12 protein-coding genes are annotated in these 17,225 nt (G+C 40.0%); 5 read left to right on the top strand and 7 right to left on the bottom strand.

What is annotated here, in order from left to right; all coding sequences use genetic code 11:
- Position 1: 1 nt before the first annotated feature.
- The 5 genes from K1X56_00135 to K1X56_00115 form a co-directional block, all read right to left on the bottom strand.
- On the bottom strand, positions 2-5,101 hold the full coding sequence (locus tag K1X56_00135) for a gliding motility-associated C-terminal domain-containing protein (protein ID MBX7093099.1): 5,100 nt from the start codon (positions 5,099-5,101) through the stop codon (positions 2-4).
- A gap of 120 nt (positions 5,102-5,221) precedes the next feature.
- Positions 5,222-5,953 carry a hypothetical protein gene (locus K1X56_00130; GenBank protein ID MBX7093098.1) on the bottom strand — a complete coding sequence of 244 codons (732 nt, stop codon included), beginning with the start codon at positions 5,951-5,953 and terminating at the stop codon, positions 5,222-5,224.
- Complete coding sequence (locus tag K1X56_00125; GenBank protein ID MBX7093097.1) at positions 5,953-7,104, bottom strand: peptidoglycan DD-metalloendopeptidase family protein; 1,152 nt, start codon at positions 7,102-7,104, stop codon at positions 5,953-5,955. The genes K1X56_00130 and K1X56_00125 overlap by 1 nt, the downstream gene beginning before the upstream one ends.
- A 10-nt stretch (positions 7,105-7,114) precedes the next feature.
- Positions 7,115-7,459 carry a hypothetical protein gene (locus K1X56_00120; protein MBX7093096.1) on the bottom strand — a complete coding sequence of 115 codons (345 nt, stop codon included), beginning with the start codon at positions 7,457-7,459 and terminating at the stop codon, positions 7,115-7,117.
- Between the two features lie 2 nt (positions 7,460-7,461).
- Entirely contained in the window at positions 7,462-8,055 is a 594-nt protein-coding gene (locus tag K1X56_00115) for a nitroreductase (protein ID MBX7093095.1), read from the bottom strand.
- A gap of 120 nt (positions 8,056-8,175) precedes the next feature.
- On the opposite strand from K1X56_00115, the gene K1X56_00110 reads away from it, so the two are divergent.
- Genes K1X56_00110 through K1X56_00095 form a run of 4 tightly spaced genes read left to right on the top strand, consistent with a single transcriptional unit; the run spans position 8,176 to position 14,166 of the window.
- A complete protein-coding gene (locus tag K1X56_00110) occupies positions 8,176-9,264 on the top strand; it encodes a DUF4856 domain-containing protein (GenBank protein ID MBX7093094.1) in 1,089 nt (362 codons plus the stop codon).
- A gap of 1 nt (position 9,265) precedes the next feature.
- On the top strand, positions 9,266-10,378 hold the full coding sequence (locus tag K1X56_00105; GenBank protein ID MBX7093093.1) for an imelysin family protein: 1,113 nt from the start codon (positions 9,266-9,268) through the stop codon (positions 10,376-10,378).
- A 3-nt stretch (positions 10,379-10,381) separates the two neighbouring features.
- Positions 10,382-11,743, top strand: coding sequence for an HTTM domain-containing protein (locus K1X56_00100; GenBank protein ID MBX7093092.1), 1,362 nt, complete (start codon positions 10,382-10,384; stop codon positions 11,741-11,743).
- A 56-nt stretch (positions 11,744-11,799) separates the two neighbouring features.
- Entirely contained in the window at positions 11,800-14,166 is a 2,367-nt protein-coding gene (locus K1X56_00095; GenBank protein MBX7093091.1) for a TonB-dependent receptor, read from the top strand.
- Position 14,167: 1 nt separating this feature from the next.
- On the opposite strand, the gene K1X56_00090 is transcribed toward K1X56_00095, so the two are convergent.
- Both K1X56_00090 and K1X56_00085 read right to left on the bottom strand, forming a co-directional pair.
- Positions 14,168-15,439 carry a replication-associated recombination protein A gene (locus K1X56_00090; GenBank protein ID MBX7093090.1) on the bottom strand — a complete coding sequence of 424 codons (1,272 nt, stop codon included), beginning with the start codon at positions 15,437-15,439 and terminating at the stop codon, positions 14,168-14,170.
- Positions 15,440-16,183, bottom strand: a complete 744-nt coding sequence (locus K1X56_00085; protein ID MBX7093089.1) for a LytTR family DNA-binding domain-containing protein — start codon at positions 16,181-16,183, stop codon at positions 15,440-15,442.
- Positions 16,184-16,251: 68 nt separating this feature from the next.
- Here K1X56_00085 and K1X56_00080 point away from each other — a divergent pair, with 68 nt between their 5' ends.
- Positions 16,252-17,220: a hypothetical protein gene (locus K1X56_00080; protein MBX7093088.1), complete on the top strand. Its 969-nt coding sequence runs from the start codon at positions 16,252-16,254 to the stop codon at positions 17,218-17,220.
- The last annotated feature ends 5 nt before the right edge of the window (positions 17,221-17,225 follow it).

The following is a 17,225-nucleotide window of genomic DNA, read 5'->3' as shown; positions in this document are numbered from 1 at the left end:
TTTATCGCGTTAATTGTACCCATCCGGAATATTGACGATCCACATCAATATATTTTATCACATAGAAATAGGTGCCGCTTGGTAATTTTTCATTTTTATATGTTCCATCCCAAACTACGCTCACATTATCGTAATTGTCGAAGGATACCAATTCATTCCCCCAGCGGTTAAAGATGATTACTTTGTTATTCGGATTTTGAACTACGGCTGGAATAATCCAGGTGTCGTTTACCCCATCATCGTCCGGACTAAATGCATTATACATTTCGTCGAATATGCAACTCGGATCTGAATTCACTTGTACAGTAACGGAATCGGTGATTGAACAGCCACCAATATCTGTTGTAAAGTAAAATGTTTGTGTCTGGTTTAAAACAGCAATGGGATTGGTAATGGTGCTGTCCGACAAACCTGCACTTGGTGTCCATAAAATGGATCCGATTGTTCCGGCAATGGCACTTAATGAAATCTGCACCGGTTGATCGGGACAAGTTGTATATGGACCTCCATCATTGATAAGCGATGCATCTACCATGGAAATTGAAAATTGTGTTCCGGTACTTTTGCAGTTTGCGTAGGAAATAGCAGCAAAATAATCGTTATAACCTGAAACTACATTCGCAGGAGTATAGTTATATCCGAATTGAACGGGAATATTCAGATTAGCGTTGTTATACCAAACCATTGCGCCTACTACACCGGTTGGATCTGTAGTTAAAGTAGGCACCGGATCTCCCTGGCAAATGATATAATCATATTGTGTAGAAACAGGTGGAGTTGGATCCGGTAAAACGAATAAATAAATGGTGTCAGTTTGCGCACAAGTTGGCGTAGTGTAAATAATGTTATACTGGTTGTAAGGTGCACCGCTAACGGTAACATTTCCCGTAGAAGGATTGATGGATAATCCGCTTACTGTAAACGTTCCTCCCGGTGTAGCAATACTCGTAGGATTAAAAGCAGGACCAGATTCGCAGGATACTACGGTGTCGTTAACAATAAATGCATATTGTACATCCGGATTCTCTGCGGTTAAGAGCGTAATTAAAACGGTATCCATATCACTGCATCCGCCATTGGAAATAACCAAAGCATAATTTCCGGTTGCTGTAGGACTAATATTGGTTGTTGCTGTACTACCAATCATCGATCCGGCACTCACATCAAACCAGGAATAGGTCATACCATTTACACTTGCACTACCATCAAGCGTATAACTTGCACCCGGGCATACGGATGCGTCGGCACCTGCATTCGCGGTGATGATTAAACCGGTAGAAATCGTTTCGGAAGAAGTAGCAGAACAACCTCCTCCATCTGTAACAACACAGGAATATACTCCTGCACATAATGCATTGAAGGTTGACGTTCCAAAGAAGGTGGACCCGCCATCTATACTGTAAAGATAGGGTGTTACACCTGATGTGACAGTCATGGTAATTGATCCATCACATGCATTGGAACAACTTTCATCACTCGTGGTAAAACTCACTACAAGAGCAGGTGGATCAACAAGGCTAATTGCCGTTGCCAATTGTGTACAGCCATTGGCATCGATTACTTGTATTTGATTGTAATTTCCGGCGCACAAGGAGTTGAAAAGGGAACTGGTAAAATAAGTACTTCCTCCATCAATGGAATATTGAATGGGTGCAGTTCCTCCAGCCGCAGCAATGGTGATGGTCCCGTTGCAATCGCCGTTACAAACCGGATTGGTAGAAGTGGGCACTGCAGTTAATGCAGCTGGTTCTGTAATGGTAACGGTATTGGTTGTATCTGCACAACCAGTTGCATCAATGATAATACACAAATAGGTATCAGAAGCAAGATTTGAAGCTGTATCATTAAACACTCCAATAGATGTATTAGAGGAATTGTACCAATCGAAAGTGTAAGGACCTAATCCCCCATTAGCAACAGCAATCGCTTCACCATCGTTAGCTCCAAAACAAGAGATGTTGGTTGCTGTAGCAGTGCTGCCAGACATACCGGGTTCAACAGTGACCACCGCAGAAAACTCGGAAGTGTGATAATAACCACCTGCACCAACTTGTTCTGAAAGTGTCGCGGAAATTAATGTGCCCAATGGCAATGTTGCTGCATGCGCATAGGTAAATGTATTTGTTCCGGTAACACTTGGAGTAACTAAAATAGAATTTAACCATAAATCACCTTCTCCATATCCACTCGGATCACTGGCGTTTAATTGGTAAAAATCGATTCGGTAGGTAATTCCGGCATTTCCGTAAAATGATCCGGCAATATTTACTCCCGCACCACATTGAACGGCAATTAAGGCATCAGGGAAATTTAATAAATTATTCGGACCATTGTCTGAATCGGTCGGGTCATTGGCTGTTACGCCGTTACCATTTAAATCAATTCCTAATTGTGTATTCGAATAGATTTTGTTTTTGATAATGGAATTCGAAATTCCGGAAGAAACAACTACTCCTGCTCCGGTATTGAATGCAATGGTATTGTCGCCAACGGCTCCGTCGCCAATACGGTTGGCATTACCGGAGATCACAATTCCTCCGCCACCATTACCCATAGAAAGTGTACCGGAAATATCTGTACCAATGATGTTGTTTAAAACGAGACAAGAATCGGAGTTAATTTCAATTCCCTGATCGAGATTGAAACTCATAAAATTTCCGTTGATGGTATTGTTGTTACTCACCGAATTTAATGAAATTCCATCCAGATTATTTGCTCGTGCAAGCGTTCTGGTGGAGTCCATCCCGATCGTATTATTGATGACGTTGTTGGAACGTGATCCAAATAAGGAGATACCTGTTGAACCATTTCCGCCAATAAAATTTCCGCCGTTGGCAGTTCCGATGGAATTACCAGGAGAATTATTCTGAATCAGAATTCCTTCTCCGCTATTCCCCATAATGGCATTTAAATGGTTGATGCCAATAAAATTATTGGTAAATGAATTTCCATTGGCACCATTATTCAGTTTCATCCCTGAGCCTGTATTGCCGCAAACATAATTCCGCTTAGCCGCAGTTCCGATGGTGTTGTTTACACTTCCTGTTCCTTCCAGAATAATACCCGAGTTATTGGAAATCTGTGCAGGTGATGGAAAAGGGGAGTATCCAATGTAATTGTTGATGATGACATTACCGGAAGAGTTATCTAAAAATATTCCCGCATTGGTTTGTGCACAAATTACATTGTAATCTTCAGAGCTGCCGCCTCCTAAAAAATTAAATCCTGCACCTGCTGTTACCATTATGCCATTAGAGCCTCCAGCGATTGAATTAATTCCACTGTATGTAGTTCCAATATGGTTACCAAGAACATAATTGTTGTTGGCTGCCGAGTTAATGAGGACTTGATTGCTTGTGCTCCCGCTGATGATGTTGAAATGATCTTTTTTATGTTGACCACCAATCATATTTCCCGTGGCCGTATTTCCAAAAATTTCTACACCCGACAATTGATTTCCATAGGCAGCAGTTCCATTGGCATTGGTTCCAATCAAATTGTTGCGCACCATATTGTTGGGGGAATTAAAAATCATAACTCCGCTTGAAGTGTTACCCGAAATCATATTGGTAAAATGATAAGCACTATCGCCAACCATATTCGCACTTCCTGCATTGATTTCAATACCGCGGATGTCGTTATCAATTAACATACATCCCAATACCTGCGTTCCGTTATTGCTGGATAATAAAATTCCCTGTTGAGAGAAATTCTGGACTTTCAATCCCATGATTTTACTTCCGGAGGCGCCATTACTCACCACTAAACCTACAGCAGTACTTCCACCTCCGTCGAGTGTAACAGATGGCGTAAGCGTAACCAACGTATTCGGTGTTGTACCGGGTCCGCCAATTAAAGATCCTTCCTGAGAATAACCATCAATAATCATTTGTTTACTCAATGAAATGGGAACACCCAAATTGATAGTTGGTGTAAGCGAGATTCGGAAATCAATAAAGTAGGGCGGAGGAAAGGAAGTTATGTTTATGCTGGTTACAGCATCTGTAAACGATCCTGCACCTGTAGCAAAGGCATTTATTACAGAAAAAGGTGTGAATTCAACAGCACCTGCATCCGGATTTAAACCGCTGTCACCATACAAGGTTCTCGGAGCTCTTCGGCAATCTGTAAGTGGTAAAGAACCCGTTGTACCATTGTCAACCGCTGGCGACAATTGTGAAGTAATTAAATGGTATTTTAATCCGTATCCATCGGTTTTGAGCGGAGCTAAACTAAGAAGTGTTGCAGAAAAAATATCATTAGCGGCGGTAGTGATAAATCCCGGGTTGTTTATACCAAAAACATTTCCACCGAGTGATGTAATGTTGGGTCCTCCTGAATTGGAAATAGAATTGGCAAGGTTGCTATCGAAAATACAATTATGAAGTTTTACTGTGGTACCGGCAGACCCATAAGCCAGATCATCTCCAACTCCGGCCACGCTGTTTCCTTTGAACGTGCAATTGCGGATGGTAATATTCGCACCATTCCCTGCATACACGCCACCGCCGTGACCACCTGTTGATCCGTTGCCTGAAAAAGTACAATTCACCAATGTACCGGATGCAGAAGCAGTATTAAACCAAATACCGCCACCATCGTTGCCGGTAATGTTATTCACGAATGAAACATTGTTTGCTAGTACAGAACCTAGTGATTTAATTCCCGCTCCAACAAAGCTGGTTTGACCTTCAATTACACAATCGTCGATTTGTAAACCTGCACCTGCCATCACATAAATTCCTCCTACATCAGAACTTGATGCCGTATTGGTAACGGCTACTCCACGTAACATTAAGGTTCCGCTTTGTACAATGAAAGCATGGTTGGTAATACCAATGCTGGAGGAATTAATATTGCAATGCGCAGGGAAGGGACCATGAACCATCACCGTAGTGGTAATGGTAATAGGCGACAATAAATTAATCGTCCCCTTAATATCAATGATTACCCGATCGCCCGCAGCAGCTGCAGCAATTTGAGCCCGCAATGAGCCCGCACCGGCGTCGTTGGTATTGGTAACATACAAGTCGGCAGCTTTAAGGTTTTGTATAAAAATGAAACAAAAGCCGGCCAGTAAAATGGAAATTCTATTCAGCATAAATTCTTATCCTTTAGAGATTCAGGAATTAAGACGATAAATATAAAACAAAGAACACCAAAATTGGTCAGATTCCATGCTTTAGATGATGAAAATGAGAGGGAAAAGGACAGATTTTCGTCAGCTTTTCTTTTTCTTTTTAGGTTTTACGGGCGCTTCATGGAAGAAATAGCGCAAATCGACCGTTAAATAAGTTCCCGTGAGGTCGAAAAATGCAGTGTGGCTGCGGAATGGGTCCTGATTATAGGTGGCGTAGGAATTGGCTATGTTTTTTACGGGTTTATGAAAAGAGGCGCCCAAATAATAAAATCCGGCTTTTTTGCTTCGGTATTCAAAACCCACATTGGCAATTAATGCAGCACTTAAAAAGTTGGTGGTCATTCGTGAATACTGGAAAAAACGCTGGTCCGTACCATGCGACTCAACATCACTGGCGAAAGCGGTGAGTGAAAGTCCAAAGGCATTGTTCATGTAGAACCGTTCGCCGAGACGAACATAAATCAACATTTGAGTTGGAATTTCATAGGAAATAATCGAGAAATCCGATTTATCCGTAAAGCCCGAATCGGTGTCGGTACAGCTCATTCCATAGCGGCGGCGCACATAATTAATACCGGTTTCAAGCGAAATGGTTTTGGTAAATCCTCTGCGGATAATCATGCCATAGCTATGTCCCCATGTCGGTTTTACACTTACGGTAAAATTCGAATCACTCGCGCTTACCTCACCAGCTCCAAAAAATTTACTGGCAAATATGGGTTTATACTGCATACCAACAGTAATGAGCTGCTCCTGTGCAAATCCGTGGAATTGCGCTAAAAGAAATAAGAAAAATGCAGCACGCCGAATCATTAATTACTCACTCTCAGTTTTTGTCCTATTCTTAACCGTGTTCCGGATGAAATATTGTTCATCAAACATAATTCATTTACCGATATGCCATACCGTTGAGCAATTTTTCTCAGGTAATCTCCTCGTTCCACCGTGTGATAATTTACACCAACAGGAATGCAAACCAATGCATTTTTCATTTTGCGTATCAGTAAGGTATCACTCAATAATTTTTTTTCGTTGAAGTCGATTACATTGGCAGGATTCAATGGAACACCTTTGTAACGGATTTCGAAATGCAAATGACTGCCGGTGGAATTTCCGGTACTTCCTCCAAGGCCAATTACATCGCCAGCTTTAATATGCTGACCACTCTTCACATTGATGCGCGCCAAGTGGGCATAAAGCGTTTCTAAACCGTTAGGGTGACGCACCACTACCACTTTTCCGTAACCACTATACATTTTTGCAAAACGAACTGTGCCGTCGAAAGCATTTTGTACGGTATCCCATTGGTCTAATTCCACATCTACACCATTGTGATTTTTACCATCCCTCCACCCAAATGGCGATCCGATTTTACCTCCGTATTTTTCTATGCTTTGCCGGCTCACCGGGTGATGAAAAGAGCAGTTTTCAGTTAGAGGAATGTAAAAGGTGGAGTCGTTCAGCAGTAAATCGTTCGAATAATTAAAGGGATGATGAATATTCCACTCACCGGCATAGGTTTCACCCGAAGGGTGCTTGGATTTTTCTTTGGAAGGATGGATGGTCAGAATTTTTTCAGGTAAGGCAGGAGGTGAATAATTGACCAGCCATAAATTGAGTTCATTGATTAAACCATATGGAATAGTATCGAGTTTAAACAATGAATCCAGAGTGATTTCAATTTCCTCCGGCGATTTTTTTCGCACCGATTTAAAAAACAATAAATCACTTACCGTTTTCACCTGGGTGGGAATTGACTTTAAAGAATCGATTAGATGATTCAATTCCTCTTCGCTGAGGTCGGCCCGGCCGTTTAGTAAATAATCATCACCGTAACTAACGGTGGCCATTAATGTATCATTCTGCCCCGGAAGATAAAAAGGTAATTCGTCTGTTTTAAACGAAAACAGAAAACTTAGACAGAAGATTAAAAAAAGACTTATCCGCAACATGAGAGTGTACAAGATAAGAAATTCATCCCACTTTGGAATAATAACCAATAAGGGATAAAATAATGATGAGGAAAAACAACAGGATTAAAAACCAGCGGAATGTTTTGTTGGGGACAAATGGCGACCTTGTTTTTCCGAGGGTGAGAAAATTTAAATGTTCAATTTTTCTTCTGTGCCTTCTGTGAATGGCAAAAAGATAAATCGGATTTGCACCATCGGTATCCACAAAATCTTCGAAGCTAATTTTTTCTTCTTCCAGGTAGGACTTAAATAGCTTCGATTGTTCTTCTTTTAAATAGTGAACAACAATATAGTTTTCATCCGAAGGATGATCATAATAATTGGTAATTCTGAAAATATCTTCCATGATTAATCTTCTTCACCTTGCCATTCGGTAACATACTCAATGGGTCTGCGCTGTCCTTTTGGCCATTCCACTTTTGGATATCCGATATAAAAAAAGCCAAGGCATTTATCCTTTTCACTTAATCCCAAAAACGATTTCATCCCCTCTGTATAGGTAACTCCTCCACTTCCCCAATAAGCACCTAATCCATATGCTGTACAGGTTAAATACATGTTTTGTACGGCACATGCCACTGCTTCTACTTCTTCAATTTCGGGGACTTTCCCTGCCTCGTTTCGTTTCATGCAGATGGCAATAATCACCGACGATAACAATGGACGACTCCGCAATTTATCGTATTTACCCTGATCGAATTCGCTTTCGGGTGTAATTTCACGGTAGTGATCAGCCTGAAATGCAGCAAAAGAATCAATGGCCGATCCTCGCATTACTTTGAATCTCCAGGGTTGGGTCATGCCATGATTAGGGGCCCAAATGGCATTGTTTAATACCTTTTCTATGATTTCGCGTGGTACTTTTCTATCAGAAAAAAACTCAGGCGCAATGGTTCTTCTATCCTGAATTACGGCGGTGATCTCACTTAAATTGTAGCGCATGGTTGCTGTTTTTTGTGCAAATGTACTTTACTTTCTAAAATACCCTGTTTTAGGTATTTCATGATGTAGAGACGGCGCTTATTTTTGACCCTAATTTAAAATAAGTCTAAATAAATCATCATGAGATACAATATATTCAAATACAGTTGTTTGGCAATCGTTTTTGCCTTTGTTTCCTGTAAAAAGGACCCGGATTCCCTGCCCGATTCAGGTTATTCGGTCCCCACACAATACACGTTTAATAATGTCAATTATTCCGGTCAAACCTATCGCCTGGCGATGGCGGATGAATTGGTGACCTACATGAAAAGTTCGGCCAATGCTGGAACAGTGGTGGATGCACAGGTGATGAAAAATATGTTTTCCAACACGGCTTCTCCTTTTTCGGATACCGTTTTGAATAATTGCGGTAAGCAGTTAAAGGATAAATTCTTTTTACCCGATCAGCCCTTGGTAGAATCCTATATGGATAGTATGGCCATCGCTTCGCAATCATCCGTGAGTGGTTCCAATGGCGTTGCAGGAATTGTAACCAGTAATGTAAATCCATTAAAAAAATATTGTCTGGCAGCTAATGGTTACGATTATGCAGAAATGGTTGAAAAATCATTAATGGGCGCTGTGTTTTATTATCAGGCTATCAATACCTATTTAGATAATATTTCTTCCGACGATAATTCCACCGTTACTCCCGGACAAGGCACAGCTATGGAACATCATTTCGATGAGGCCTTCGGATATTTTGGAGTGCCGGTTGATTTTCCAACGAATACCGCTGATGTTTTATTCTGGGGTGAATATTGCAATGATCTGGATGCGGTATTAAATTCGAATGCGACCATTATGAATTTGTTTTTACATGCAAGAGCAGCCATCAGTAATCAGGATTATTCCACACGCGATCAAAAAATTTCCTCGATCATTTATTGGTGGGAAAAAATTATTGCTGCAGCGGCGATTCATGAAATTAATGAGGCAATGACTTATTTCGCCGATGATGCGCTTAGAAATCATACCCTGTCGGAATTTGTTGGATTTGTAAACGCAACAAAATACAGTGCACATGCTACCATGACTTCACAACAACGATCTTCCATTTTGGGTTATATCGGCGGCAATTTGTATGCTGTTACCATGAATGATTTGTTGAGTGCAAGGGATGAAATTTCCACGATTTACCAATTAGACGATATCAAAACCATATTATAAAATGAAACAATTATTTTTCATTGCATCGCTGTCTCTCCTTCTTTATTCCTGCAAAAAGAATAACGACACCGATGAGTTTCAGGATAATTTCGATCGTTCGGGTTTGTTAAATAACCTGGCTTCAAATGTTATTGTTCCAAATTATAATCAGCTTCAATTTTCACTTGATTCCCTGGTTCAATTAACCAACAGCTTTGTGAATTCTCCGGGATTAATGGGACTCGAATCCATGCGGGATCAATGGAAAGTATGTTACAAAGATTGGATGCATTGTTCCATGTTCGAATTTGGACCCGCAGCTGATGTGATGATTCGCCAAAATTTAAACACCTTTCCAACCGATACCGTGCAAATAAAAAACAATATAATTGCCGGAACCTGGGATTTTAATTTAGCTGCAAATATCGACGCCATTGGATTTCCTTCTGTCGATTATTTATTGAACCGCAGAGATGGAAATGATGCACTGGTGATGAATTCGTTTACGATTGATGCCAATGCTGCAGCAAGAAAAAATTATTTAGTTGCAGTGGTGCTGGAAATGAAATCAAAAATTGATGCAGTAGTTAATGGCTGGTCGCCCGCCGGTTCTAATTATTACTCAACCTTCGTAAATTCTTTAGGAACAGATGTGGGAAGTTCACTTGGATTTTTAGTCAACCAATTGAATTATGATTATGAAATCACCAAAAATCCGCGCATTGGTATTCCATTGGGAAAACAAACCCTCGATGTTCCGCTTCCCGAAAAATGTGAAGCCTATTTTGCAGGTTTTTCTATGGAATTGGCGATAGAACATATTTCGGCCATTAATAATGTGTTTTGCGGAAAATCAAGGACCGGAATAGACGGTTCCGGTTTGGATGATTATGTGGATTACCTTGGCGCAACTTCTAACGGATCTGCTTTATCGGTGGCCGTGAAAAATAAATTAAACGACATCATTGTTTCCATGCAAGCCATCAATGGAATTTTGAGTGATGCAGTGGTGAATGAGGTCAGCGGAATGAATGTAGTTTATACCAAATTGCTGGAAGCACTTATTCTCCTTAAAACGGATGTCCCCGGAGCAATAGGCATTCTCATAACCTACCAGGATACGGATGGGGATTAGTGCATGAAGAAGTCCATTGCTTACCTGAATGCTCCCGTTAGCATTGCTCCCCTTGCAATGTTCCGGTTGATATTCGGATTCATGATGTTATTGGGAATTATTCGTTTCGCCTATAAAGGTTGGATCAACGATTTATATGTAAAGCCGGTTTATTATTTTACATATTATGGATTCGAATGGGTGAAGCCACTCGGTGAAACAGGAATGCACATGCTGTTTATGATCATGGCTCTGGCAGCTTTCGGAATCATGATCGGATTGTTCTACCGCATATCAGCCATTACGTTTTTCATTTTATTTACCTATGTAGAGCTAATCGATAAGACCAATTATCTGAATCATTATTATTTTGTAAGTCTTGTTTCATTCTTATTGATTTTTCTTCCTGCTCACCGGTTTTTTTCTGTGGATGTGATGTTTAATCAATCCATCAAACTCGACATGGTTCCGCGTTGGATGGTGGGAAGTATTCGCCTTCAGTTGGGAATCGTTTATTTTTTTGCAGGTATAGCAAAGATTAATCCCGATTGGTTATTTGAAGCACAACCCTTGCGTATTTGGCTGCCGGCTAAAGCACATTTACCCTTCATCGGACCAGTGCTTGATAAAGTATGGTTAGCTTATTTTTTTAGTTGGTTTGGTTGTATCTATGATTTGACCATTCCCTTTTTTCTGCTCATGAAAAAAACAAGAATTTGGGCCTACATGGCGGTCATTCTATTTCATGTTTTAACCGGATTACTTTTTAATATTGGAATGTTTCCATATATCATGATTTTAAGTACGCTCGTGTTTTTCCCTTCAGAATGGCACGAGAAATGGATTCGGAAAATCAGGAAAGGAATCTCTATGAGAGAAATGAGTTTCCCTAAAACTATTTATCCTGCCAAGGGGAAATTAATGGCAGGCTTATTTCTTTTATTTTTTGTTGTACAAATATTGGTTCCGTTCAGGTATGTTTTGTATCCCGGAAAATTATTTTGGACAGAAGAAGGTTTTCGTTTTTCCTGGCGGGTTATGCTGATGGAAAAGGGAGGAACTGCTGTATTTACGGTTGGCGATCCGACCTTTCCCGGGACGATTGAAATAAATAATCGAAAATACCTCACCCCGGTGCAGGAAAAGATGATGTCCACCCAACCGGATATGATTTTGCAATTTGCCCATTTTCTGCGGGATCGTTATACAGGAAAATCCATTACGATTCGCGATACTACGTTTACATTTACGGAGCCAATTGTTAAAGTGAAATCTTACGTCTCATTAAATGGAAGCGGAAGTCAACCTTTTATTGATCCGGAAGTAGATCTTGCAAAAGAAGAATACAATCTTAAACATCGTAAATGGGTGCTTGATTTCGAATGAGAATTTGTTTTTCATATCATTTTCTGCTTTCGTTCATTCTGATATTATCAGGTGGAGTGGAAGTACTGGGACAGACCATTTCCGGAACGGTTTTCGATGCGGAAACTAAAAAGCAAATTCAAGGAGTACGTGTTATTTGCGAACAGGAAAATAATGCAGTCACCACCAATCAAAACGGATTTTTTATTTATACCAGTAAAAGCAAATTTCCCCTGGAGTTTGTTTTTTTTCAATATGGATATGATGTATTGCGAGTCAATATCGAAATCCAAAAGGACACCCTGATTTCAGTTTATTTGAAGCCGGTAGGATATGAACTGGATCCGGTTGAGGTGACTGGCGCAGAGGATCAGAATTTTTCAATCACACGTTTAAATCCGGTAGAAGGAACTGCAATTTATGCCGGTAAAAAAAATGAAGTGGTTGTGTTGGATAAAATGGATGTTAACAAAGCCACCAATAATTCGCGACAGGTTTATGCGAAAATTGCGGGATTAAATATTTGGGAAAGTGATGGGGCAGGACTCCAATTAGGTATAGGCGGAAGAGGATTGTCGCCCAACCGCACATCTAATTTTAATACCCGACAAAACGGTTATGATATCAGTGCCGATGCATTGGGTTATCCGGAAAGTTATTATACACCTGCTACCGAATTTTTAGATCGTATTGAAGTTGTACGCGGTGCATCTTCTTTGCAGTACGGGACTCAATTTGGAGGTGTGGTCAATTTTGTAATGAAGCAAGGCACAAAATTAAAACCCTTCGAAATTACATTTCGTCAATCGCTCGGGTCATTTGCATTGGTGAATAGTTCCATAACAGTAGGGGGCACCAAAAAAAGGTTCAATTATTTTGCGGGATTTCAATATAAGCAAGGAGAGGGTTGGAGAAATAACGCCGGTTTTAATCAGAAGAATGGATTTGTATCATTAAGCTTTAAAGTAAGGGAACACATTCTGCTGAATGCAGATTATACCCACATGAGTTATCTGGCTCAACAACCGGGCGGACTAACCGATGCCATGTTTCGTCAGGATCCAAAACAATCTATTCGAAACAGAAATTGGTTCAATGTAAACTGGAATTTATTTTCATTTAGTGCAAACATCAATTTAAGTTCCAAATCGCAACTCAACATCCGTAATTTCGGTTTACTCGCCGATCGTAAATCGGTCGGGTTTTTAGGTTCTATCACCCGAATTGATCCGGGCGGGAATCGCGATTTAATAATTGGTCAATTCCATAATATCGGAAGTGAAACCCGTTTCCTTCATCGCTATGCATTAGGGAAAAATATAGGTGTTTTTCTATCGGGAATTCGGGTGTATGCAGGACAAACCATCAATCAGCAAGGTCAATCCGATAGTCTTTCTAATGCCAATTTTTCATTTAACCATGCGGATGATTTAGAAGGTTCAGATTATACCTTTCCAAGTAGAAACATGGCACTGTTTTCTGAAAATATATTTTATATATCTCAAAACTTTACCATCACACCCGGTGTTCGACTGGAGTACATCAATACAAAATCGAAAGGTTATTATAAGCAAATCGCTACTGATTTAGCTGGGAATATCATTTTTGAGCAAAATATAAATAGTCAAACAGAACGGGAACGTTGGGTGTTTTTATCGGGAATTGGTCTCGCTTATAAAACAAAAAATGCGGGTGAGGTTTATGGAAATATTTCTCAAAATTATCGCGCCATTAATTTTTCTGATCTTCAAATTTCAAATCCCAATTACAAAGTTGATCCATCCATAAGCGATGAGTATGGTTATACCACCGATGCAGGCTGGAGAGGGAACTGGAAGCGAAAATTGACCTACGATGTTTCTGTATTTTATATCAACTATAAAAATCGTATTGGAGAAGTCCTGGAAAGTGATCCGCAAACTTTACAGGTTTATCGTTACCGTACCAATGTGGGAAATTCCTACAACATGGGAGTGGAATCGTTTGTAGAAACTGATTTGTTGAAATGGTGGAATGATTCGCTTAAAAATAGCTGGACCATTTTCGTTAATTATTCTTTTATTGATTCACGTTATTTAAAAAGTTCAAACGCTGCAGTAAGCGGGAAATATGTTGAATTGGTCCCCAGGCAAACACTTAGAACCGGAACTTCATTTAAAAGCAAATTTATAAGTGCAACCTTGCAATATTCGTACACAGCCGAACAGTATTCAGATGCAACCAATGCAACTTATTCTCCCAATGCAGTAAGTGGAATTGTACCTGCATATTGGGTCTGGGATTTTTCAATGTCGTTGAATTATAAACGCTGGAGATTGGAAAGTGGAGTAAATAATATGATGAATCAAATGTATTTTACCAGAAGAGCAACCGCCTATCCTGGTCCCGGAATATTACCTGCCGACGGAAGAAATTTTTATGTGGCTTTGCAAGTGAAAATTTAAATCAATAACCGTATTTCGCTTTCCAGAGTTGTCGCAATAGATTACGGATTTCTTCTTCACGTTTATTCTTACCGGGCTCATAGAATTTTTTTCCTGCGATATCGGAAGGCAGAAATTCCTGATCTGCAAAATTCCCCTGATAACTATGAGCGTATTTATAGTCATCGCCATAACCCAATTCCTTCATTAATTTGGTAGGTGCATTTCTTAAATGCAAAGGCACGGGTAAATGTCCGCTTTGTTTCACTTCCATTTGCGCCTGGTTAATGGCTTCATACGATGCATTGCTTTTAGGCGAGGTTGCAAGATAAATTGCGCATTGCGATAAAATAATTCTCGACTCCGGCCATCCAATTACATTCACGGCTTGAAAGGTGGTATTGGCAATTACCAATGCGGTGGGGTTCGCGTTTCCTATATCCTCAGAAGCTAAAATCAACATGCGGCGCGCAATAAAAAGCGGATCTTCTCCACCTTCTGCCATTCGTGCCAGATAATACACGGCAGCATTAGGGTCACTTCCCCGTATCGATTTTATAAATGCTGAAATAATATCGTAATGCTGCTCACCACTTTTATCATACAAAGCAAGATTTTCCTGAATTACCGTCCGCACCAGTTCATTGGTAATTACAATCTCTTTTTTGTTTTGCGCCTGTACAACAACCTCCAATGCATTTAATAATTTGCGGGCATCTCCACCTGAAATCATCATTAACGCTTCGGTTTCTTCAAGTGAAATAGATTTATTTTTTAATAGTTCATCCTTTGTTATGGCCTGGCGTAAAATTTTCTCCAGATCCGATTTTTCGAGGTGCCTTAAAACATAAACCTGACAACGCGATAACAGTGCGGGAATTACCTCGAAAGAAGGGTTTTCTGTAGTTGCACCCACCAGGGTGATGATTCCTCGTTCTACGGCGCCTAAAAGTGAATCCTGTTGCGATTTACTGAAGCGGTGAATCTCATCAATAAACAAAACAGCATTGCTTCCGCCAAACATGCCCTGGTTTTTGACTTTTTCAATCACTTCCCGGATATCTTTTACACCACTGTTAATGGCGCTTAAGGTGTAAAACGGACGTTGAAGTTTAGTAGAAATTAATTGGGCAAGTGTGGTTTTTCCTACACCGGGTGGACCCCATAAAATCATGGAAGGAATATTCCCCGTTTCAATGGTTCGGAATAAAACTGCGTTTGAACCTACCAGATGTTCCTGACCAATATATTCTTCGAGCGACTTGGGTCGCATTCGTTCTGCGAGTGGTTGCATTTACAATGAGTTCAAAGCTTCAACAACAGCGTTTCTTTTTCGGGTGGAAACCGGAACATTCGAAGCGTCGTTCATCACCAGATAACCTCCATCGCCTTTTACAAATTCTTTTACGAGGTTGGTGTTAACGAGGTGACTCTGATGTACGCGTAAAAATGAATGATCCTTCAGCAGATCTTCAAATTCTTTAAGTGTACGGGTTACTAATAATTTGCTTTTATCCGTAAAATAAAACGTGGTATAATTTACATCCGCTTCGCACCGCACAATATCGGTTATGTTTACAATATGAATTTTATCAAGTGTATTCAGGGCAAGACGTTTGTGAGGTTTATTGTTGTTTTTCGAATGTTCCATTAAAAGATCCAGCGATTCTTTACTGGTCTTTCCATTATTGACGGCCTTTTCAACGGCACTTTTTAATTGATCCGGATCAATGGGTTTTAATAAATAATCAATGGCAGAAAACCTGAAGGCTTTAACCGCATATTCATCAGAAGCGGTGGTAAAAATGACATTAAAGTTTACGTCACCCAAAATTTCAAGTAAATCAAATCCGCTTCCGTCACCAAGCTGAATATCCAGAAATACAATTTGAGGTTTTACCTGCTTTAATAATTTAGTGCCGCTTACCACACTTTCACCTTCTCCAATAATTTGCAGGTCCGGAAAAGAATCCGCCAAATCAGATTTCAGATTAGTGCGGGCTTCCGCATTGTCGTCGATTATTACAGCCGTAATCATAAAAATGGAATATCAACAAATATAATCGAAAGAAGGCCATAAGAAAAAGAAAATGACTATATTCAGATATGAATTGGATAGTTAAAATTTTACTGATTATTGGCTTCATCTCTGCTGCAATTCTTCCATCGCAGGCGAGTGCCATTTGGCCATATACTGAATTCAGTCGGGTAAAGATCTGTCTTTATAACCTAAACAGCGAATTGCACGGTAAGCACGATCCCGTTCAAAACGGAGAAATTATTCCCTCAGTGCGCAAGGAGGGTTTCGAATTTAATGCATCGCAGATAACCGCATTTAAAAAATGGTTAAAGCAAGATTTAAGTTTACTTCAGGAGGGCTTGTCGAAATGCTATATTCCTCATCATGCACTTTTTTTATACAATGAGAAAGATTCCCTGGTTGGAAGAATGTCGGTTTGCTTTCTCTGTCAGGGAGTATATTTCTATGGACCAAAACGTCCAATCAGGAAAACCAGTTATTCCTCAAAAACGGAGCAACGTGCCATCAAACAATTGGAAGATTTAAAAGCCTTGGTTTTAGAAGCTCATGTGCCCGTATTTAAAACGGCAGAAGAGTATGAATTGCTCACGGTTGAAGTTCCAAAAGAATATAACATGTTTGATTCGTCGTTCATCCAAAAATACTTTCCACCAGTAGAGTATTCCCGTTTAAAACGGGAGGCTGAATTTATTTGCAATCCTGTATTAAACAGCAAAAATTATTTCAAAACAACTGGAGGCGGCGATAAATATTTCTTCGCCGAGTTCAATTGCATGAATTCCGAATTTAAATTTAGTGGGAGAGCTGAGAGTAATTTAGTATTGGATCAGGCAATTTTACGAAACAAGGAAATAGATATTTGCGGAGGTTTGGTGTGTGGTATGACGCAATTTGATTTTTTTAAATTGATTAATTTCGATGGACATGTTTATCCCCGGATACTCTTAATTACGGATGGAAATTCTAAAGCCATGCGTTTTAGTTTTGAAAATGACCGAATCGTTTCCATTGAAATAATTAATAAAATGCCATAAAAAAT

Source organism: Flavobacteriales bacterium (assembly GCA_019694795.1).
Lineage (GTDB): Bacteria > Bacteroidota > Bacteroidia > Flavobacteriales_D > UBA2798 > UBA2798.
This window is presented reverse-complemented; position numbering and strand designations above follow the sequence as displayed.